We start from the raw sequence: 21,079 nt of genomic DNA on the forward strand, positions 1-21,079 counted from the left end.
GTTTACTCCAGGTTGGCGGGCGCAGCTTGGGTGATGCCCATACGCTCGAGGGCGCTGGCGGCGCGCAGGCAAGCGTCTTCCCTGAACGGTGCGGCGATAAGTTGTACGCCGATCGGCAAGCCGCTGGCTGTACGCAGTGGCACGCTGACCACCGGCAGGCCAAGGAAGGAAATCGGCTGAGCGAGCATGCCCATGCTGGCGCGGGTTGGTAGATCAACGCCGTTGATGCGCATGGTTTCCTGGCCGATAAGCGTGGCGCTGGTCGGTGTCGCGGGCGCGATCAATACATCGACTCCCGCGAATAGCGGTAGCACCTGCTTTTGGAAGTGACGACGAAACCGTTGTGCCTGCACATACCAGGTTGCCGGAATCATCGCGCCGGCCAAGAGGCGTTCACGCGACAGTGGCTCGAAGGATTGCGGGGTGCTGCGCAGCGCTGGCAGATAACTGTTGCCGCCTTCAGAGGCGCTGATGATGAATGCCGCTGTCCGCGCCAGCTCGGCTTCTGCCAGGGGGATTTCCTCGCTGGCGCTCAAGGCCTTGGCCACCTGTGCCACGGCAGCGCGAGCGCTGTCGTCGCACCATTGCTGGAAGTAACCACCGAGCACGCCAACGCGCAGACCGTTCAAGTCGCGTTCCAGCAGTGCCGTTACGGGTTGCGCCTGCTGCGTGGCTTGAAAGCCGTCTTGCGGATCATGCCCCTGCAGCGCGTCGTAGACCTCGGCGAGATCGCGAGTGCGGCGTGCCAGCGGGCCGATGTGGTCAAGACTGCCCACGAACGGGTGCGAGCCGCTACGCGACAAACGGCCGAACGTAGGTTTTAGGCCGAATATGCCGCACAGCGAAGCCGGTACGCGGATAGAGCCATTGGTGTCGCTGCCCAGCGAGAAATTCACCAGCCCGGCGGCAACAGCGGCCGCCGACCCGCCGGAAGACCCACCAGCAATTCGCGATAGGTCGTGTGGGTTACGGGTCGCGCCAAAATGGGTGTTTTCGGTGGTGAAGCCGTAGGCGTAGGCGTCCATGTTGAGCATGCCTGAGAGCAGGGCGCCGCCCGCTGTCAACTGGCGCACCGCCCAGGCGTCAGCACCTGCTGCTGGGCGATTCTCGAATAGTTGCGCCCCGGCCAGCGTCGGGAAGCCGGATACATCGAACAGGTTCTTTACGGCATAAGGCACGGCCGCCAGAGCGGGAAGAGGCGAGCCCTGGCGACGTAGGCGATCAAGGTTATCCGCCTCGGTCTTCATGCGTTGGTGGGTGATCTGCGTCCAGGCATTGATCGCTGGATCATGTCGCTCGATCGCCGCCAGGCTGTATTCGGCGATTTCCCGGGCGCTGAGGTCGCCGCAGGCCAGGGTCGTTCGGAGTTCGCTGATGGAGAGCAGGGCTGGGTTCATGCCTTGTAAACCCCCGCGACTTCCAGTCGATCATCGAGCGCGAAGGCCATCAGTGGTTGTGCCATCGCCGCGATGCGGCTGAACTGGATAAGCAGTTCCTGGCGCCGCGCATCGTCGAGCTCCAGGGCCAGAACCTGTTCCATCTGCGCGACATATGCTGCCCAGTCGGGCGTATTGGTGGTCATAGTGATCTTCTCCAGAAGGCGGCAACAAGGCCTTGAGTACGGGCTGAGGAGTCTTTGCGATACAGCTACAAGCAGGCGTGCGACTTCCTATATCATCAATCGAATGAAACGAAAGTTACAAGGCACCTTCAATGACTCAACTCGATGAACGTCTGCGCAGCCACTATGCACAGCTCGCGCCACAGGAGCAGCGCATCGCTGACTTCGTACTCGATCATTACGATGACCTGGTCAGTTACAACAGTGCTGAACTGGCTCGCTTGGCGGGGGTTTCCAAGGCCACGGTGAGTCGCTTGTTCAAGCGCCTGGGCTATGAAAAGTACAAAGACATGCGCGAAGAACAGCGCACCCTGCGCCAGAGCGGCATGCCGGTTGCTGACAGCCGTGATGTGGTGCAGGGCAACACGTTGCTGGCGCGGCACTACAAGCAGGAGATGGCCAATCTCACTCAGTGGGTGAACAGTATTGATGCCGGGCAGTTCAGCGAAGTGGTGCAGGCGCTGGGTAACAGCAAGCGCGTATTCGTTGTTGGCATGCGCAACGCCTTTCCCGCCGCGCTGCACCTGCGCCAGCAACTGTTGCAGGTTCGTAGCGGCGTTCAAGTGCTACCCCAGCCTGGGCAGACGCTGTCGGAGGAGCTGGTAGACCTCACGGTTGAGGACATGGTGGTGGTGCTGGCCTTTCGGCGCCGGCCGCGGATCATTCGTCCGCTGCTGCAGGCCTTGCAGGCGCAACAGGTGCCGACGCTGGTCATCTGTGAGCCGCAGGCTCAGGCGATCATCGAACTGGGCAGGTGGCAGCTGTGCACGCCGCTGGACAGCGTGTCGGCTTTCGACAGCTACGCGGGCGCTAACAGCTTGATAAACCTGCTGGCCAATGCCTTGCTGCACGAGCAACTGAGCGAAGGGCGGCAGCGAATTCATCAGATCGCGACCCTTTATGGAGAACTCGACGAGTTGGAGCAGCGTTAGCGCCCTTAAGTGGTGCGATTGTTTGATTGGGGCGCCATCTGGCGCCCTTTTTTGTGGCGTAAAAAGCTCTCGAAAGGCATCAGGTCATTCGTTTTCAGTGCGCCTCGTGGGCGCTAAATCCGCTCGCAGCGCTTGCTATCCGGTCGTTTCAGCTCAGCCATAAGAGTGAATCCCGAAAAAAACGGTGGCATGAAATGCCATGGCACGTCTGTTGCAAAATCATGAATAACGAATCTTTCGTTTCATGGCTGACGTTAACGGGGTGACGAAAATGAAAAAAGGATTGATCGCATTACTGGCCGCTGGCTTGTTGCTGACTCAGGCTGGTGCCGCGCTGGCAGACCAACTGCAGGATATCGAGAAGCGCGGTGTAATCCGCATTGCCGTACCGCAGGATTTCCCGCCTTTCGGTTCCGTGGGTACTGATCTGCAGCCTCAGGGCTACGACATCGACATGGCCAAGTACCTGGCCAAAGAAATGAAACTTAAGTTGCAACTGGTTCCCGTCACCAGTGCCAACCGTGTTCCGTATCTGCAGACCGACAAGGTCGATCTGGTTATCTCCAGCCTTGGCAAGAATGCCGAGCGCGAGCAAGTGATCGATTTCAGCGCGGCTTACGCGCCGTTCTTCCTTGGTGTGTTCGGTGGCAAAGACGCCGCGTTGCAGAACGCAGAAGGGCTGGTTGGTAAGTCGATTGGCGTTACCCGTGGCGCCGTCGAGGACATGGTGCTTACCGAGGTGGCGCCGAAGGGGGCCGAGGTCAAGCGCTACGAAGATAACAACACCACGTTGTCCGCGTATCTGTCCGGGCAGGTCGAGTTCGTTGCCACCGGCAACCTGGTTGTAGCTGCCATCGAGCGGCAGAACGCTGATCGGGCACCTGTCGCCAAATTCATGCTCAAGGATTCGCCATGCTACATCGGGCTGCGTAAAGGCGAAGCTGCGCTGAAGGCCAAGGTCGACGCACTGATCGAGCAGGCCAAAGCCGATGGCACGCTCAACGGTCTGTCCGAAGAGTGGCTGAAGGCGCCGCTGCCGGCGAACCTGGGCGCATAAGGATTTTGCGATGATGGCGCAGCTGAATTTTTCCGCCCTGTGGCCCTACTGGCCGGAGCTACTTTCCGGCCTGTGGGTGACGATCCAGCTTACGGTGCTGGCAACCGTGGGCGGAGTTGCCCTGGGCATCTTGGGCGCTGCGTTGCGCAGCGGCCGTCCGAGCATTTTCAGTCGCGTGTGGGGTGTCTATGTCGAGCTGATCCGCAACACGCCGTTCGTGGTGCAGCTGTTCTTCATCGTATTCGGCTTGCCGGCCTTGGGGTTGAAGCTGACGGCAGGCGAGGCTGCACTACTGGCCATGTTGATCAACCTTGGCGCGTACAGCACCGAGATCATCCGCGCTGGCATCCAGGTCACGCCGCGTGGGCAGTGGGAGGCGGGACGTGTGCTGGGCCTGAGCCGCACGCAGACCTTCATTCAGGTGGTCTTGCCGCCGTCGCTCAAGCGCATTTATCCGGCGCTGGTCAGCCAGTGCATCATTGTCATGCTTGGCTCGTCAGTGGTTTCTCAGGTGTCCCATGAGGAGCTGACCTTCGCTGCCAACCTGATCCAGTCACGTACCTTCCTGAGCTTCGAGGTCTATCTGGTGACCACGCTGATGTACCTGGCGTTGTCCATCGCCATGCGTCAACTGTTGCTGGCTGCCGGCCGCAAATGGTTTGGAGATCAGCCATGATGACCACCTTCACCGACTGGGACATCCTGCGCAATCTGCTGCTGGCCGCGCGCTGGACCGTTCTGCTGTCGCTCACCGCATTCATCGGCGGCACGCTGGTGGCCATTCCGCTGGTCATGGCGCGGCTGTCCAAGCGCGTTTGGCCGCACTGGCTGATTCGCGGCTACACCGAGCTGTTCCAGGGTACGCCGCTGCTGATGCAGCTGTTCCTGGCGTTCTTCGGTGTGGCGCTGCTAGGCATCGACGTATCGCCCTGGACGGCTGCCTCGCTAGCGCTGACGTTCTATACCAGTGCATTTCTGGTCGACATTTGGCACGGCAGCATCCGCGCGCTACCCAAGGGCCAGTGGGAGGCTTGTCGCTGCCTGGGGCTGGATTTCGGGCAGACCCTGTTTCGCGTCATCCTGCCCCAGGCGCTGCGTATCGGTATCGCGCCGACCGTGGGCTTTGCCGTGCAGGTCGTGAAGGGCACGGCGCTGGCGTCGATCATCGGGTTCGTCGAGTTGACCAAGGCCGGCACCATTCTCAACAACGTCACCTACGAGCCTTTCAAGGTGTTCGGTCTGGTAGCGCTGGGCTACTTCCTTATGTGTTATCCGCTATCGCGTTACAGCCAGTATCTGGAGAAGAAGTTCAATGCCGCTCATCACCATTGATCAGGTACAGAAGTATTACGGCGACAACCACGTGCTCAAGGGAGTCGATCTCGATATCGAGGTGGGTGAGGTGGTGTCGATCATTGGCCGCAGCGGCTCCGGGAAGAGTACCTTGCTGCGTTGCATCAACGGCCTCGAAGGCTATCAGGACGGCAGCATCAAGCTCGCCGGCATGACGGTCACCGACCGCGATTCCCAGGCACGGGAAATCAGCCGCTCGGTCGGCATGGTGTTCCAGAACTTCAACCTGTTCCCGCACATGACCGCCCGCGAGAACGTCATGCTGGCGCCACGTCGGGTGCTGAAAAAAAGCGCCGCCGAGTGCAGTGCGCTGGCCGCGCAGATGCTGGAAAAGGTCGGCCTTGGTGATCGTATGGACTATTACCCGGCCAATCTTTCTGGTGGCCAGCAACAACGGGTCGCCATCGCCCGTGCGTTGGCCATGTCGCCCAAGGTGCTGCTATGTGACGAGATCACCTCGGCGCTGGACCCCGAGCTGGTCGGCGAAGTGCTCAAGGTGCTGGAGCAACTGGCGAAGGAGGGCATGACGCTTATTCTGGTGACCCATGAAATGAACTTTGCTCAGGAAGTTGGCGACCGTGTGGTGTTCATGCACCAGGGGCGCGTGTGGGAGCAAGGCCCCAGCCGCGAGCTGTTCGCCAACCCGCAGAGCGCCGAACTCAAGCAATTCATCTCGTCCGTACGCGGACTGAACTGAGCGTCTCCAAGAACGAGAAATACCGATGAATACAACTTTTCTGCCAGTGAATCCGCCCCAACGCCTGCTAATGGGGCCAGGCCCGATCAATGCCGACCCTCGCGTGCTGCGCGCCATGTCTAGCCAGCTGATCGGCCAATACGACCCGGCCATGACCCACTATATGAACGAGGTGATGGCGCTGTACCGCGGCGTCTTTCGTACCACCAACACTGCAACTCTGGTCATCGACGGCACCTCGCGGGCTGGCATCGAGGCCATTCTGGTCTCGGCGATTCGCCCTGGCGACAAGGTGCTGGTGCCGGTGTTCGGCCGCTTCGGTCATCTGCTCTGTGAAATCGCCCGGCGCTGCCGTGCCGATGTTCACACCATCGAAGTACCCTGGGGTGAAGTGTTCACCCCGCAGCAGATCGAGGATGCGATCAAGCGCGTGAAGCCGCGCCTGCTGCTGACCGTGCAGGGCGATACCTCGACCACCATGCTGCAGCCACTGGCCGAGCTGGGCGACATCTGCCGGCGCCACGGCGTGCTGTTTTATACCGACGCCACCGCGTCGCTGGGTGGCAATCTGCTGGAAACCGATGCCTGGGGCCTGGATGCAGTGTCCGCCGGTTTGCAGAAGTGCCTGGGTGGGCCGTCCGGCACCGCGCCGATCACCCTCAGTGAGCGCATGGTGGAGGTGATCCGACGCCGCGCCTGCGTGGAGGCCGGCATCCGTACCGCTGCCCATCAGGACGGCGACGACGAAATGATCTACTCCAACTATTTCGACCTCGGCATGATCCTCGATTACTGGGGCCCCGAGCGCCTCAACCATCACACCGAAGCCACCTCGGCGCTGTTCGGTGCCCGCGAGTGCGCACGGGTGATCTGCGATGAGGGTTTGGAAGTGGGGATCGCCCGCCACAAACTGCATGGCGATGCCCTGCTCAAGGGCATCCAGGGTATGGGCCTGGAGACCTTCGGCAACCTCGAATACAAGATGAACAACGTCCTCGGAGTGCTGATTCCCGATACAGTCAATGGCGACCAAGTGCGCAAGCTGATGCTCGAGGATTTCGGTATCGAGATCGGAACGTCGTTCGGGCCGCTGGCCGGCAAGGTCTGGCGCATCGGTACTATGGGTTACAACGCCCGCAAGGACTGCGTGATGCAGACCCTCAGCGCCCTGGAGGCGGTACTCAACCGTCTTGGCCTGCGCACCACTCAGGGCGCTGCCATGCAGGCGGCCTGGGATCACTACGGCGAGCGCTGCTGATGGTCGCTCTGGACAATCAGCAGGCAGCGGCGCGGGTCATGGCCCGTTGCGACGAATTGGCGGCGATCAGCGAGTCCAGTGAAGGTCTGACCCGGGTGTACCTGTCGCCCGAGCACCAGCGCGCCAATGCGCTGGTAGGCGAGTGGATGCAAGCGGCCGGCATGCGCACCTGGCAGGACGCTGTCGGCAACATCTGTGGTCGTTACGAAGGGCAGAGTGCTGGCGCCCAGGCGCTGCTGCTTGGCTCGCATCTGGATACCGTGCGCAATGCCGGCCGCTATGACGGCATGCTTGGGGTGGTCGCTGCCATCGAGACCGTGCAGCACTTTCATGACCACGGCATACGTCTGCCGCTGGCCATCGAGATCGTTGGTTTCGCCGATGAGGAGGGCACGCGCTTCGGTATCACTTTGCTGGGTAGTCGCGGACTGACCGGTAGCTGGCCGCAAGGCTGGGTCGACCAGACCGATACCAATGGCGTCAGCGTGTCCCAGGCGATGGCTGCGCTTGGCCTGGACGCGGCGGATATCCCCAGCGCAGCGCGGAAAGCGGATTACTTCGCGGCCTATCTGGAGCTGCATATCGAGCAGGGTCCGTGCCTGGAGCGTGAGGAGCTGGCGTTAGGCGTGGTGACGGCCATCAATGGTGCGCGCCGCCTGAATTGCCGCTTCGTCGGCATGGCCGGGCATGCTGGCACCGTGCCGATGAGCCATCGCAAGGACGCCCTGGCCGCAGCGGCGCAGTGGATGGTTTATATCGAAGCGCAAACCGCACAACGCGATCCGCAATTGGTGGCCACGGTGGGCACCCTGCAGTGCCAGCCGAGCGCGGTCAACGTGATTCCCGGTGAGGTCGCCCTGACCCTGGATGTACGTGGCCCTGAGGATCAGCCGCTGGCCAATCTGCTGGAAGATCTGCTCAGTCAGGGTGAAGCGATCGCCCGGCAGCGCGGGCTGCAATTCCATGCCAGCCAGTACTACGGCATTCCGGCGACCCGCTGCGACGAGGCCATGCAAGCTTCTCTGGCGCAGGTGCTGACCCAGGTGCAAGGCCGCAGCTTGTCGCTGCCCAGTGGTGCAGGCCATGATGCGATCGCCATGGCCGAACACTGGCCGGTCGGCATGCTGTTCGTACGTTGTGTGGGAGGGGTCAGCCATCACCCGGCCGAGGCCGTCGAAGTGGGCGATGTGGCGTTGGCGATTGAGGCTTGTGTGGGCTGGGTTCAGGCGTTGGCGGAGCAGCCGCCGCTGGCCAGGCCAGCGGGGTAAGTGGCGAGCGCATGAAGGTGCGCCCGCCTCGCGGGGGTCATTCGGCTTTGCTGGTATGCACCATGTAGTTGACGTCTACATCGTTCGCCAGCTTGTAATGCTTGGTCAGCGGGTTGTAGGTCAGGCCGATGATGTCCTTGATCTGCAGGCCTGCGTCGCGGCTCCAGGCGCCCAGTTCCGAGGGGCGTATGAATTTCTTGAAGTCATGGGTGCCGCGCGGCAGCAGGCGCAGGATGTATTCGGCGCCGATCACTGCGAACAGATAAGCCTTGGGGTTGCGGTTGATGGTGGAGAAGAACACCTGGCCGCCGGGCTTGACCAGCTTGTGGCAGGCGCGAATCACCGAGGACGGGTCGGGCACGTGCTCAAGCATTTCCAGGCAGGTGACCACGTCGAACTGGCCGGGCATCTCTTCGGCCATGGCTTCAGCGGTGATCTGCCGGTAATCGACTTCCACGCCCGATTCCAGTTGGTGCAGGCGGGCCACGGCCAGCGGTGCTTCGCCCATGTCGATGCCGGTCACCGTGGCGCCACGTTGCGCCATGGCTTCGCTGAGAATGCCGCCGCCACAGCCGACGTCGAGCACCCTCTTGCCAGCCAGGCCGGCGCGCTCGTCGATCCAGTTGACCCGCAACGGGTTGATCTCGTGCAAAGGCTTGAACTCGCTTTCCTTGTCCCACCAGCGATGGGCGAGGGCTTCGAATTTGGCGATTTCAGCTTGGTCGACGTTGCTCATGGTTTTCCCTGAATAAAGCGAATGCGTATGACAGGACGCGCAGGGCGCCTATGTTGCCAGTTTTGCGCGGCCGTTGGGGCGGCTTACTGGCCATTGCAGTGTGACAATTTGCCGGGTCTTGTGATCAATGCGCCTGACGCCCGGCTATTTTCTTGCCCCACTGCTGCGTGGTGGCAATGATGCGTTCCTCATCCAGGCGCGTCAGGCGGCCCTCTTCGAGCAGCGCTTTGCCGGCGACCCAGAGGTGCTCGACGCAGTGCCGCGAGGTGGCGTAGATCAGCTGCGAAACGGGATCGTACACCGGCTGCTGGGCCAGGCCGCGCAGGTCGAAGGCGACGATATCGGCGGCCTTGCCGAGCTCCAGTGAGCCGATTTCGCTATCCAGGCCCAAGGCGCGGGCGCCGTTGAGGGTTGCCATGCGCAGGGCGCGGTGTGCATCCAGGGCGCTGGCCGAGCCTGCGACAGCCTTGGCCAGCAGGGCGGCCGTGCGGGTTTCGCCAAGCAAGTCGAGATCGTTGTTGCTGGCTGCGCCGTCGGTGCCGATGGCCACGTTGACGCCGGCCTGCCAGAGCTTCTCGACCGGGCAGAAACCGCTGGCCAGCTTGAGGTTGGATTCTGGGCAGTGGATCACGCTGCTGTTGGTGGCCACCAGCAGGGCGATATCGTCGTCATCGATCTGCGTCATGTGCACGGCCTGGAAGCGCGGGCCGAGCAGGCCGAGGCGATTGAGGCGTGCCAACGGGCGCTCGCCATAGTGTTCCAGGCTCTGTTGCACCTCGAAGGCGGTTTCGTGCACGTGCATATGAATGCCGGCATCCACTTCTTCGGCGAGGACGCGCAGCTTTTCCAAGTTCGCATCGCTGACGGTGTAAGGCGCGTGAGGGCCGAAAGCGACGCTCAGGCGCGAGTGGTGCTTCATTTCGTCGAACAGCGCCAGGCCCTTGCGCAGCGCTTCGTCGGCATCGCGTGCGCCGGGGATGGCGAAATCCAGTACGGGAATGCTGATTTGCGCGCGCATGCCACTTGTGTGCACGCGTTCGCAGGCCATCTCGGGGAAGAAGTACATGTCGGCGAAGCAACTGATGCCACTCTTTATCTGCTCGGCGATGGCCAGCTCGGTGCCGTCCTGCACGAACTGTTCATCGACCCATTTGGCTTCCGCCGGCCAAATGTGCTTTTCCAGCCAGGTCATCAGCGGCAGGTCATCGGCCAGGCCGCGGAACAGGGTCATGGCAGCGTGGCCGTGGGCGTTTACCAGCCCTGGGGTCAGCAAGCGCCCGGGTAACTCGCGGACCTCCGTGGCGCCGCGCCGCAAGGCTTGTGCGCGTGGCGCGATCAGCGCGATCTTGCCATCGCGGATGCCCAGGCCATGATCATGCAGCACCACGCCTGCAGGCTCGATCGGCACCAGCCAGGTGGGCAGCAGCAAGAGGTCGAGCGGGGCATCGGCCATGGCAGGATTCCGTTAGCGAAAACGCCGAGTCTATAGAGGAATGCCTCGGTCTTGAAGGTGCGCGGCGTGCGGCCCACTGCTTGTCGGGCGTATACTGGCCGGCTTTCTAGGATGGAGTAGGTGATGCGCGAGCGTTTGCTGGCTGCCGAGCAGGTTGTGGGTTTTGTGTGGCGCGATGGTGCGCTGCATGTGCTCGATCAGCGCCATTTGCCGGCTGAGCAAGTCTGGCATGCCTGCCATAGCGTCGTTGCCGTGGCCACGCTGCTGGCTGATGGTGCGGTAGTCGGCGCCTCCGCTAGCCTCATCTGCGGCGCTTACGCGCTGGTGCTCGGCGCTCGGCAGCGTATGGATGAGGGCGGCGACTGGGATGCCGGGCTCGACATCGACGCCCAGGTGCTCACCGATGCTGGTGTTTCAGTCGTGGGCATCGAGCGGGTGCAGCAGCACATGCACCGGCGGCTGGCGCGCGCGCGGCCAGGCGCTCAACCACTGGCTGTGCTGGAGGACGAGGCCCGCGGCATCCACCAGCGTGATCGCGAAGCCAACCTGGCCATGGCGCAATTCGGCGTGGAGCTAATCCGCAGCTTTCAGGGCAATCTGCAGAATCTGCTCAGCATCGGTTGCGCGGGGGCGATGGCCAGTGGCGGCTTCGGCACGGCTTTGGCGGTGATTCGTGGCGCTCAGCTTGAGGGGCTGCTCGAGCGTTGTTACCTCGGTGAAGGTCGGCCGCTGTTGCAGGGCGCGCGGTTGGCTGCCTGGGAGTTGAGTGAAGAGGGCATCGCTGTGGCGCTGAGTGCCGATTGCGCCTTGGCCCATGTGATGAAAACCCGCGGCACCACCTGGGCCATCGTGGGTGCCGAGCAGATTGCCGCCAATGGCGACGTGTTTGGCGTCATCGGCACTTATCAACTGGCGGTGGCCGCCATGCATCACGGCGTTAGGCTGATGGTGGTGGCGCCAAGTTCGGTTATCGACCTGCAGGCTGAAAACGGTGAAGAGTGTTTTCATGACCTCGGCCATGCGCCGCTTGCCTATCCCGATAGCGAGCGAGTGGCGGGCGTAGGGCGTGTTGAGCCGCAATTCGATGTAACGCCCGCCGATCTGGTGGACTTTCTGGTCACCGAGAAAGGCGTCATCGAGCGCCCCGATGCAGCCAAGCTCGCTCAGTTGATGTCACGAGAGCGGCTTCATTGAGAGCCCGCCCTGGGGATAGGTGCAAGGCATGCTTTGTGGTAAGCTCCGGCAGTTTTCAGGGGCACCGCCTGCGGTTGCCGTCACTGCTCGAATGCATGACATAACGTATTGATTTGTCGTGAGTCGTCGCTGGCCTGATGCCATCGCGACGCGCTTCATCCGGCTCCAGATGAGCAGGATGGGGCTTCATCAGAAAAAAGGAATCAGGCTACTCATGGGCGAACTGGCCAAAGAAATCCTCCCGGTCAACATCGAAGATGAACTGAAACAGTCGTACCTCGACTACGCGATGAGCGTGATCGTCGGGCGTGCCTTGCCGGATGCGCGCGATGGCCTGAAGCCCGTGCATCGCCGGGTGCTGTTTGCCATGAGCGAGCTGGGCAACGACTGGAACAAGCCTTACAAGAAATCCGCCCGTGTGGTCGGTGACGTAATCGGTAAGTATCACCCGCATGGTGATACCGCCGTTTACGACACCATCGTGCGTATGGCCCAGCCGTTCTCGCTGCGCTATCTGCTGGTCGACGGCCAGGGCAACTTCGGTTCGGTGGACGGCGACAACGCTGCCGCCATGCGATACACCGAAGTGCGCATGACCAAGCTGGCTCACGAACTGCTGGCTGACCTGCACAAGGAGACCGTCGACTGGGTGCCCAACTATGACGGCACTGAGCAGATCCCGGCGGTCATGCCGACCAAGATCCCCAACCTGCTGGTCAACGGGTCCAGTGGTATCGCCGTGGGCATGGCGACCAACATTCCGCCGCACAACCTTAGCGAAGTCATCGACGGTTGCCTGGCGCTGATCGATAACCCGGAGCTGACGGTCGATGACCTGATGCAATACATCCCGGGCCCGGACTTCCCCACCGCGGGCATCATCAACGGCCGCGCCGGTATCGTCGAAGCGTACCGCACCGGCCGTGGGCGCATTTACATCCGTGCCCGCGCCGAAGTCGAAGATATCGACAAGGTTGGCGGTCGCCAGCAGATCGTCATCACCGAGCTGCCGTATCAGCTGAACAAGGCGCGTCTGATCGAGAAGATCGCCGAGCTGGTAAAAGAGAAGAAGCTCGAAGGCATCACCGAGCTGCGCGACGAGTCCGATAAGGACGGTATGCGCGTGGTCATCGAGCTGCGCCGCGGCGAAGTGCCCGAGGTGATCCTCAACAACCTGTACGCCCAGACCCAGATGCAGAGCGTGTTCGGCATCAACGTGGTGGCGCTGATCGACGGCCAGCCGAAGATCCTCAACCTCAAGGACATGCTCGACGCGTTCGTCCTGCACCGTCGTGAGGTGGTTACCCGGCGTACCGTGTTCGAACTGCGCAAGGCCCGTGAGCGTGGTCACATCCTCGAAGGTCAGGCGGTCGCGCTGTCCAACATCGACCCGGTCATCGCCCTGATCAAAGCCTCGCCGACGCCGTCCGAAGCCAAGGAAGCGCTGATTTCCACCGCTTGGGAATCGTCTGCCGTGGAAGCCATGGTCGAGCGCGCAGGCGCTGACTCGTGCCGCCCGGAAGGTCTCGATCCGCAGTTCGGTCTGCGTGATGGCAAGTACTATCTGTCGCCTGAGCAGGCTCAAGCGATCCTCGACCTGCGTCTGCACCGTCTGACCGGTCTGGAGCACGAGAAGCTGCTGGCCGAGTACCAGGAAATCCTCAACCAGATCGGTGAGCTGATCCGCATCCTGACCAGCGCCGTGCGCCTGATGGAAGTGATTCGCGAGGAGCTGGAAGCCGTCAAGGCCGAGTTCGGCGACAAGCGCCGCACCGAGATTCTCGATTCGCGTCTGGACCTGACCCTGGGTGACATGATCCCGGAAGAAGAGCGCGTAGTGACCATTTCCCATGGTGGCTATGCCAAGACCCAGCCGTTGACCGCCTACCAGGCTCAGCGCCGCGGCGGTAAAGGCAAGTCGGCCACCGGCATCAAGGACGAGGACTACATCGCTCACCTGCTGGTCGCTAACAGCCACGCCACGCTGCTGCTGTTCTCCAGCAAGGGCAAGGTGTACTGGCTCAAGACCTACGAAATTCCCGAAGCGTCCCGTGCCGCTCGCGGCCGTCCGCTGGTCAACCTGCTGCCGCTGGAAGAAGGTGAGTACATCACCACCATGCTGCAGATAGACCTCGAAGCCCTGCAGCAGCAAGCCGGCGCTGACGACGTTGACGACAGCGATGACGCCGTGCTCGAAGGCGAGATCGTCGAAGCCGAAGAAGTGGCCGAAGTCGCCGAGATCGAAGAAGTCGAAGGCGAGACCGCCGAGCTGGTGGCCGAGCCGACTGGCGCCTACATCTTCATGGCCACCGCCTTCGGTACCGTGAAGAAGACCCCGCTGGTGCAGTTCAGCCGTCCGCGTTCCAACGGCCTGATCGCCCTGAAACTGAAGGAAGGCGACACCCTGATCGCCGCTGCCATCACCGACGGCGCCAAGGAAGTCATGCTGTTCTCCAGCGCTGGCAAGGTGATTCGTTTCGCCGAGAGCGTGGTGCGGGTCATGGGTCGTGGTGCCCGTGGTATCCGCGGCATGCGTATCGGCAAGGACCAGCGCCTGATCTCCATGCTGATCCCGGAATCCGGTGCACAGATCCTCACCGCCTCCGAGCGTGGTTTTGGCAAGCGCACGGCGCTCTCCAAGTTCCCGCGTCGCGGTCGTGGCGGCCAGGGCGTGATCGGCATGATCACCAAAGAGCGTAACGGCCCGCTGATCGGCGCCATCCAGGTGCAGGACGGCGAGGAAATCATGCTGATTTCCGACCAGGGCACCCTGGTACGCACCCGCGTCGACGAAGTCTCAAGTTCCGGCCGTAACACTCAGGGTGTGACCCTGATCAAACTGGCCAAGGACGAGAAACTGGTCGGCCTGGAGCGCGTGCAGGAGCCTTCCGAGGAAGACATCGAAGTGGAGCTGGATGAAGAGGGCAACCCGATCGTCGTCGCCGAAGCCGAAGCTGATGAAACTGTAGCGGGCGAAGAGCCGGCGGCAGAAGGCGACGAGCCAGCAGCAGAAGATCGCGACGCCTAAGCGCGCCGCTCTGCCTGCAGTGTTACAGCGCTGCAGGCAGCATTTCGCCAGATATGAAGTAGCGCTGTAACCAGACAGTCAAGCGAGAGTGAATTGTGAGCAAGCGAGCCTTTAACTTCTGCGCCGGCCCGGCCGCGCTTCCCGAAGCCGTTCTGCAGCGCGCCCAGGCCGAGCTTCTCGACTGGCAGGGCAAGGGTCTTTCCGTCATGGAAATGAGCCACCGCAGCGACGATTACGTGGCCATCGCCGAAAAGGCCGAGCAGGACCTGCGCGATCTGCTGAGCATTCCCTCCGACTACAAAGTGCTGTTCCTGCAAGGCGGGGCTAGCCAGCAGTTCGCGGAAATCCCGCTCAATCTGCTGCCTGAAGACGGCACCGCCGATTACATCGATACCGGTATCTGGTCGAAGAAGAGCATCGACGAGGCACGTCGCTACGGCAACATCAACGTAGCGGCCTGTGCCAAGGCCTACGATTACTTCGCCATTCCTGGCCAGAACGAGTGGCAGCTGTCCAAAGACGCCGCCTACCTGCACTACGCCAGCAACGAAACCATTGGCGGCCTGCAGTTCGATTGGATTCCCGAGGTGGGCGACGTACCGCTGGTGGTCGACATGTCCTCGGACATACTGTCGCGTGAAGTTGATATCTCCAAGTTCGGCCTGATTTACGCCGGCGCCCAGAAGAACATCGGCCCCAGCGGCCTGGTGGTGGCGATCATCCGTGAAGACCTGCTCGGTCGTGCGCGCAGCGCCTGCCCGACCATGCTCAATTACAAGATCGCTGCCGATAACGGTTCGATGTACAACACCCCGGCGACCTTCTCCTGGTACCTGTCCGGCCTGGTCTTCGAGTGGCTGAAAGAGCAGGGCGGCGTTGCTGCCATGGAGAAACTCAACAAGGCCAAGAAGGACCTGCTGTACAAGGTCATCGACGCCAGCGAGTTCTATAGCAATCCGATCGCCAAGAATGCCCGCTCGTGGATGAACGTGCCGTTCCGCCTGGCGGATGAGCGCCTCGACAAGCCATTCCTGGCCGGTGCCGACGCGCGTGGCCTGCTCAATCTCAAGGGCCATCGCTCGGTCGGCGGCATGCGTGCCTCCATCTATAACGCCGTTGGCCTGGATGCAGTCGAGGCGCTGGTCGCCTATATGGCGGAGTTCGAGAAGGAGCACGGCTGATGAGCAACGACGCCAATACTGACCAGGCCCTGCAGGCCCTGCGCCTGCGCATCGACAGCCTGGACGAGAAGATCCTCGAGCTGATCAGTGACCGTGCGCGCTGCGCTGAGGAAGTGGCGCGGGTGAAAATGGCGACCCTGGCCGAGGGCGAGGTGCCGGTGTTCTACCGCCCCGAACGTGAGGCGCAGGTGCTCAAACGGGTGATGGAGCGCAACCGTGGGCCTTTGGGCAACGAGGACATGGCGCGGCTGTTTCGCGAGATCATGTCGTCCTGTCTGGCCCTAGAGAACCCCCTCAAGGTCGCTTACCTCGGCCCGGAAGGCACCTTCTCCCAGGCGGCGGCGATGAAGCATTTCGGTCACGCGGTGATCAGCCAGCCGATGGCGGCGATCGACGAAGTGTTCCGCGAGGTGGTGGCTGGCGCCGTCAACTTCGGTGTGGTGCCGGTGGAAAATTCCACCGAAGGTGCGGTCAACCACACCCTGGATAGCTTCCTCGAGCACGATCTGGTGATCTGCGGTGAGGTGGAGCTGCGCATCCACCATCACCTGCTGGTCGGTGATGCCACCAAGACCGACCGCATCACCCGCATCTATTCCCATGCCCAGTCCCTGGCCCAGTGCCGCAAGTGGCTGGATGCTCATTACCCGAACGTCGAGCGCGTGGCTGTTTCCAGCAACGCCGATGCCGCTCGCCGGGTGAAAAGCGAGTGGAATTCGGCGGCGATTGCCGGCGACATGGCGGCCAATCTGTACGACCTGACCCGCCTGGCCGAAAAGATCGAAGATCGTCCGGATAACTCCACGCGCTTTCTGATCATCGGTAACCAGGAAGTGCCACCCACCGGCGATGACAAGACCTCGGTGATCGTGTCGATGCGCAACAAGCCCGGTGCATTGCACGAGCTGCTGGTGCCGTTCCATCAGAACGGCATCGACCTGACGCGCATCGAAACCCGCCCGTCGCGTAGCGGCAAGTGGACCTACGCCTTCTTCATCGACTTCGTCGGTCACCACCGCGATCCGCTGATCAAGGACGTACTGGAAAAAATCAATGGGGAAGCCGTGGCACTCAAGGTGCTGGGTTCCTATCCCAAGGCAGTACTTTAACTGCGGCTCCAGGCCGCGGGTGGCGGGCGACAGGCAAAATCAGGCTTGTGCTCGTCACCCGAGACCTGCGGCCTGAGGCCTGTATATGAGTTGTGATTTCATTGCCCTGGCCCAGCCAGGCGTACAGAAACTGTCCCCCTACGTGCCCGGCAAGCCGGTCGATGAGTTGGCCCGTGAGCTGAACATGGACCCGGCGAGCATCGTCAAGCTGGCCAGCAACGAAAACCCGCTCGGCCCCAGCCCCAAGGCGCTGGCGGCGATTCGCGCCGAACTCGATGAGCTGACCCGCTACCCGGACGGCAACGGCTTCAGCCTCAAGACCCTGCTGGCCGAGCGCTGCGGCGTGAGCACCGCCCAGGTGACCCTGGGCAATGGCTCCAACGACATTCTCGAGTTGGTCGCCCGTGCCTACCTGGCGCCCGGCCTGAATGCGGTGTTCAGCGAGCACGCGTTCGCGGTTTACCCGATTGCCACCCAGGCGGTTGGTGCCCAGGCCAAGGTCGTTCCGGCGGTGAATTTCGGTCACGACCTGCCGGCCATGCTGGCGGCCATTGATGCCAACACCCGCGTGGTATTTATCGCCAACCCCAACAACCCCACCGGCACCTGGTTCAGCAAGCAGGCGCTGCGCGAGTTCCTCGCTGCCGTGCCGGAAAAGGTGCTGGTGGTGCTGGACGAGGCCTATATCGAATACGCCGACGGCGACGAGCTGCCAAACGGCATCGACTACCTCGCCGACCACGCCAATTTGTTGGTCTCGCGCACCTTCTCCAAGGCCTATGGCCTGGCTTCGCTGCGTGTCGGTTACGGCTTGAGCCGGCCGGACGTGGCCGACGTGCTGAACCGCGTTCGCCAGCCGTTCAACGTCAACAGCTTCGCCCTGGCCGCCGCCTGCGCCGCGTTCGACGATGCCGAGTACCTGGCGCGCAGCCGTGAAATCAACACTGCCGGCATGCTGCAACTGCAAGAGGGTTGCCGCGAGCTGGGCCTGGGCTGGATTCCGTCCAAGGCCAACTTCCTGGCCATCGACTTTGGCCGCGATACCGCGGCGATCAACCAGGGGTTGTTGCGTGAAGGCGTGATCGTGCGCCCGGTGGCTGGCTACGGCATGCCCAATCACCTGCGTGTTTCCATTGGTTTACCGGCCGAGAACGCGCGCTTCCTGGAAGCGCTGCGCAAGGTGCTGAACGCGTGACTGAACGCACTGCAGCGAAGCCGCTGGTCGAGCGCCTGGTCGTCGTTGGCCTTGGGCTGATCGGTGGCTCCTTCGCCAAAGGCCTGCGTGCCCGCGGCGTGTGTCGTGAAGTCGTGGGCGTCGACCTGGACGCGCAGGCGCGCCGCCTGGCCGTCGAGCTCGGTGTCGTCGACCGCTGCGAAGAGGCATTGGCAGCCGCCTGTCAGGGCGCCGATGTGATCATGCTGGCCGTCCCTATCCTGGCGATGGAGCGCGTACTCGGCGAATTGGCCAAGCTGGATCTGGGCGACGCCATCCTCACCGATGCTGGCAGCGCCAAAGGCAATGTGGTGCGTGCTGCCGACGCGGTGTTCGGTGGCCTGCCAGCGCGCTTCGTGCCGGGCCACCCGATTGCCGGCTCCGAGCAGAGCGGGGTGGAGGCGGCCAATGGCGAGCTGTTCAAGCGCCATAAGGTGATCCTCACGCCGCTGCCGCAGACCGATGCACGGGCGCTGCAGCGCGTAGATCAGCTGTGGCGCGAGCTGGGTGCGGACGTCGAGCATATGCAGGTCGAGCACCACGATCAGGTACTCGCCGCCACCAGCCATCTGCCGCACCTGCTGGCCTTCGGCCTGGTCGACTCGCTGGCCAAGCGCAACGAAAACCTGGAAATCTTCCGCTACGCCGCCGGCGGCTTCCGCGATTTCACGAGAATCGCCGGCAGCGACCCGGTCATGTGGCACGACATCTTTCTCGCCAACCGCGAGGCGGTGCTGCGCACCTTGGATGTATTTCGCGATGACCTCGACGCCTTGCGCGACGCGGTGGACGCAGGGGACGGGCATCACCTGCTGGGCGTATTCACGCGCGCCCGCGTGGCCCGCGAACATTTCAGCAAAATACTGGCCCGCCGGGCCTATGTGGACGCTATGCACTCGAACGATCTGGTTTTTCTGGCTAATCCTGGTGGCAATGTCCGTGGGCGTATCCGCGTTCCGGGTGACAAGTCCATCTCCCACCGCTCGATCATGCTCGGCTCGCTGGCCGAAGGCACAACCGAGGTCGAAGGCTTCCTCGAAGGCGAAGATGCCCTGGCGACCCTGCAGGCGTTCCGCGACATGGGCGTGGTCATCGAAGGGCCGCACCATGGCCGCGTGACCGTTCATGGCGTCGGCCTGCATGGCCTGAAAGCGCCGCCCGGTCCGATCTACGTAGGCAACTCCGGCACCTCTATGCGCCTGCTCGCCGGCCTGCTGGCTGGCCAGCCGTTCGACGTGACCATGACCGGCGATGCGTCGCTGTCCAAGCGCCCGATGAATCGCGTGGCCAATCCGCTGCGTGAAATGGGCGCGGTGGTCGAGACCGGCCCGGACGGCCGTCCGCCGCTGACCATTCGCGGTGGCCAGAAACTCAAGGCGCTGACCTACACGCTGCCGATGGCCAGCGCCCAGGTTAAGTCCTGCCTGCTGCTCGCCGGCCTGTATGCCGAAGGCGTGACCACCGTCACCGAGCCGGCGCCGACCCGCGACCATACCGAGCGCATGCTGCGCGGTTTCGGCTACGCCGTGGAGTCCAAAGGCCCGGTGGCTTCCCTGCAAGCTGGCGGCAAGCTGACTGCCACCCGCATCGAAGTGCCGGCGGACATTTCCTCGGCAGCTTTCTTCCTGGTGGCCGCTTCCATCGCAGAAGGTTCTGACCTGCTGCTCGAGCACGTCGGTATCAACCCGACGCGTGTCGGCGTGATCGAGATTTTGCGCCTGATGGGCGGCGACATCACCCTGGAGAACCAGCGTGAAGTCGGTGGCGAGCCGGTGGCTGACCTGCGTGTGCGCGGTGCCAAGCTCAAGGGCATCGAGATTCCCGAAGCACTGGTGCCGCTGGCCATCGACGAGTTCCCGGTGCTGTTCATCGCGGCGGTCTGCGCCGAAGGCCGCACCGTTTTGCGTGGCGCCGAAGAACTGCGGGTGAAGGAGTCCGACCGTATCCAGGTGATGGCCGACGGCCTGACCAGCCTGGGCGTCAAGGTCGAGCCGACCGAAGATGGCATCATCATCGACGGTGGCCAGACCATCGGCGGCGGTGAAGTGCACAGCCACGGCGATCACCGTATCGCCATGGCCTTCAGCGTTGCCTCGTTGCGTGCCACTGCGCCGATCCGTATCCACGATGCTGCCAACGTCGCCACCTCGTTCCCCAACTTCCTCGCTCTGGCCGAGCAGGTTGGCATGCGTGTGGCCGTGGAGGGTCAGCAATGAGCCTCAACGCGCCGGTCATCACCATCGACGGGCCGAGCGGCTCGGGCAAGGGCACGGTTGCCGGTCTGCTGGCCAAACAGCTTGGCTGGAATCTGCTGGATTCCGGTGCGCTGTATCGCCTGCTGGCGTTCTGTGCACGCAACCACGGCGTCGACCTGAGCAACGAAGCTTCGCTCAAGCTGCTGGCCGCTCATCTGGACGTGCAGTTCCTCGCCGCCGCCGATGGCAAGCCACAGCGCATCATTCTCGAAGGCGAAGAAGTGACTGATGCCATTCGCAACGAGACCGTCGGTGCCGGCGCATCCCAGGTTGCCGCACTGCCCGCGGTACGTGACGCGTTGTTGCAGCGCCAGCGGGCCTTTCGTGAAGCGCCCGGGCTTATCGCCGACGGCCGCGATATGGGCACGGTGGTTTTCGCGGACGCGCCGCTGAAGGTTTTCCTGACCGCCAGCGCCGAGGAGCGTGCCAGTCGACGTTACCTGCAGTTGAAGGCGAAGGGCGATGATGTTAATCTCGCGAGTCTTCTCGATGAGATTCGGGCGCGCGATGAGCGTGATACCCAGCGTGCGGTGGCTCCGCTCAAGCCGGCAGCCGACGCAATTCAGCTGGATTCCACCCAGTTGTCCATCGAGCAGGTGCTTGAAAGAATCCTGAGCGAAGTCGCCAATCGCGACCTCGCCGGTTGAAAAGAGCCAGTTTCGGCTCGCAAGGGAGGCATACGGGGATACCAGTCCCAGTCCCGTAGGCCTCTTTTTATATGAAT

18 protein-coding genes are annotated in these 21,079 nt (G+C 62.6%); 14 read left to right on the forward strand and 4 right to left on the reverse strand.

Going from position 1 to position 21,079, the window contains the following annotated elements:
- Positions 1-2: 2 nt before the first annotated feature.
- Complete coding sequence (locus BUC40_RS18625) at positions 3-1,397, reverse strand: AtzE family amidohydrolase (protein WP_073267681.1); 1,395 nt, start codon at positions 1,395-1,397, stop codon at positions 3-5.
- Complete coding sequence (gene hpxX / locus BUC40_RS18630) at positions 1,394-1,582, reverse strand: oxalurate catabolism protein HpxX (RefSeq protein ID WP_073267682.1); 189 nt, start codon at positions 1,580-1,582, stop codon at positions 1,394-1,396. The genes BUC40_RS18625 and hpxX overlap by 4 nt, the downstream gene beginning before the upstream one ends.
- Before the next feature lie 131 nt (positions 1,583-1,713).
- On the opposite strand from hpxX, the gene BUC40_RS18635 reads away from it, so the two are divergent.
- The 7 genes from BUC40_RS18635 to hpxK all read left to right on the forward strand — a co-directional run bounded on the left by BUC40_RS18635 (position 1,714) and on the right by hpxK (position 8,186).
- Positions 1,714-2,553, forward strand: a complete 840-nt coding sequence (locus BUC40_RS18635) for a MurR/RpiR family transcriptional regulator (protein ID WP_073267683.1) — start codon at positions 1,714-1,716, stop codon at positions 2,551-2,553.
- A 262-nt stretch (positions 2,554-2,815) separates the two neighbouring features.
- A complete protein-coding gene (locus tag BUC40_RS18640; RefSeq protein WP_425272944.1) occupies positions 2,816-3,610 on the forward strand; it encodes a transporter substrate-binding domain-containing protein in 795 nt (264 codons plus the stop codon).
- Positions 3,611-3,620: 10 nt separating this feature from the next.
- Positions 3,621-4,286, forward strand: a complete 666-nt coding sequence (locus BUC40_RS18645; protein WP_073267684.1) for an amino acid ABC transporter permease — start codon at positions 3,621-3,623, stop codon at positions 4,284-4,286.
- A complete protein-coding gene (locus tag BUC40_RS18650) occupies positions 4,286-4,942 on the forward strand; it encodes an amino acid ABC transporter permease (RefSeq protein WP_042554191.1) in 657 nt (218 codons plus the stop codon). Before BUC40_RS18645 ends, BUC40_RS18650 begins: the two co-directional genes overlap by 1 nt.
- Positions 4,923-5,660, forward strand: a complete 738-nt coding sequence (locus BUC40_RS18655) for an amino acid ABC transporter ATP-binding protein (RefSeq protein ID WP_073267685.1) — start codon at positions 4,923-4,925, stop codon at positions 5,658-5,660. The genes BUC40_RS18650 and BUC40_RS18655 overlap by 20 nt, the downstream gene beginning before the upstream one ends.
- 25 nt (positions 5,661-5,685) lie before the next feature.
- Entirely contained in the window at positions 5,686-6,918 is a 1,233-nt protein-coding gene (locus BUC40_RS18660) for a pyridoxal-phosphate-dependent aminotransferase family protein (RefSeq protein WP_073267686.1), read from the forward strand.
- Positions 6,918-8,186: an allantoate amidohydrolase gene (gene hpxK / locus BUC40_RS18665; protein ID WP_073267687.1), complete on the forward strand. Its 1,269-nt coding sequence runs from the start codon at positions 6,918-6,920 to the stop codon at positions 8,184-8,186. The genes BUC40_RS18660 and hpxK overlap by 1 nt, the downstream gene beginning before the upstream one ends.
- Before the next feature lie 37 nt (positions 8,187-8,223).
- Here the strand turns inward: hpxK and ubiG are convergent, their stop codons facing one another.
- Positions 8,224-8,922 carry a bifunctional 2-polyprenyl-6-hydroxyphenol methylase/3-demethylubiquinol 3-O-methyltransferase UbiG gene (gene ubiG, locus BUC40_RS18670; RefSeq protein WP_073267688.1) on the reverse strand — a complete coding sequence of 233 codons (699 nt, stop codon included), beginning with the start codon at positions 8,920-8,922 and terminating at the stop codon, positions 8,224-8,226.
- Between the two features lie 124 nt (positions 8,923-9,046).
- On the reverse strand, positions 9,047-10,375 hold the full coding sequence (locus BUC40_RS18675; protein WP_073267689.1) for a TRZ/ATZ family hydrolase: 1,329 nt from the start codon (positions 10,373-10,375) through the stop codon (positions 9,047-9,049).
- A gap of 123 nt (positions 10,376-10,498) precedes the next feature.
- On the opposite strand from BUC40_RS18675, the gene BUC40_RS18680 reads away from it, so the two are divergent.
- The 7 genes from BUC40_RS18680 (at position 10,499) to cmk (ending at position 21,002) form a co-directional block, all read left to right on the forward strand.
- A complete protein-coding gene (locus BUC40_RS18680; RefSeq protein WP_073267690.1) occupies positions 10,499-11,569 on the forward strand; it encodes a s-methyl-5-thioribose-1-phosphate isomerase in 1,071 nt (356 codons plus the stop codon).
- A gap of 214 nt (positions 11,570-11,783) precedes the next feature.
- Complete coding sequence (gene gyrA, locus BUC40_RS18685) at positions 11,784-14,597, forward strand: DNA gyrase subunit A (RefSeq protein WP_073267691.1); 2,814 nt, start codon at positions 11,784-11,786, stop codon at positions 14,595-14,597.
- Between the two features lie 95 nt (positions 14,598-14,692).
- Positions 14,693-15,778: a 3-phosphoserine/phosphohydroxythreonine transaminase gene (gene serC / locus BUC40_RS18690; RefSeq protein WP_073267692.1), complete on the forward strand. Its 1,086-nt coding sequence runs from the start codon at positions 14,693-14,695 to the stop codon at positions 15,776-15,778.
- Positions 15,778-16,887: a prephenate dehydratase gene (gene pheA, locus BUC40_RS18695; RefSeq protein WP_070886259.1), complete on the forward strand. Its 1,110-nt coding sequence runs from the start codon at positions 15,778-15,780 to the stop codon at positions 16,885-16,887. Before serC ends, pheA begins: the two co-directional genes overlap by 1 nt.
- 85 nt (positions 16,888-16,972) lie before the next feature.
- A complete protein-coding gene (gene hisC / locus BUC40_RS18700; RefSeq protein ID WP_073267693.1) occupies positions 16,973-18,082 on the forward strand; it encodes a histidinol-phosphate transaminase in 1,110 nt (369 codons plus the stop codon).
- Positions 18,079-20,316: a bifunctional prephenate dehydrogenase/3-phosphoshikimate 1-carboxyvinyltransferase gene (locus BUC40_RS18705; RefSeq protein ID WP_073267694.1), complete on the forward strand. Its 2,238-nt coding sequence runs from the start codon at positions 18,079-18,081 to the stop codon at positions 20,314-20,316. The genes hisC and BUC40_RS18705 overlap by 4 nt, the downstream gene beginning before the upstream one ends.
- A complete protein-coding gene (cmk, locus tag BUC40_RS18710) occupies positions 20,313-21,002 on the forward strand; it encodes a (d)CMP kinase (RefSeq protein WP_073267695.1) in 690 nt (229 codons plus the stop codon). The genes BUC40_RS18705 and cmk overlap by 4 nt, the downstream gene beginning before the upstream one ends.
- Positions 21,003-21,079 lie beyond the last annotated feature (77 nt).

It is taken from the genome of Phytopseudomonas punonensis, from assembly GCF_900142655.1.
Lineage (GTDB): Bacteria > Pseudomonadota > Gammaproteobacteria > Pseudomonadales > Pseudomonadaceae > Aquipseudomonas > Aquipseudomonas punonensis.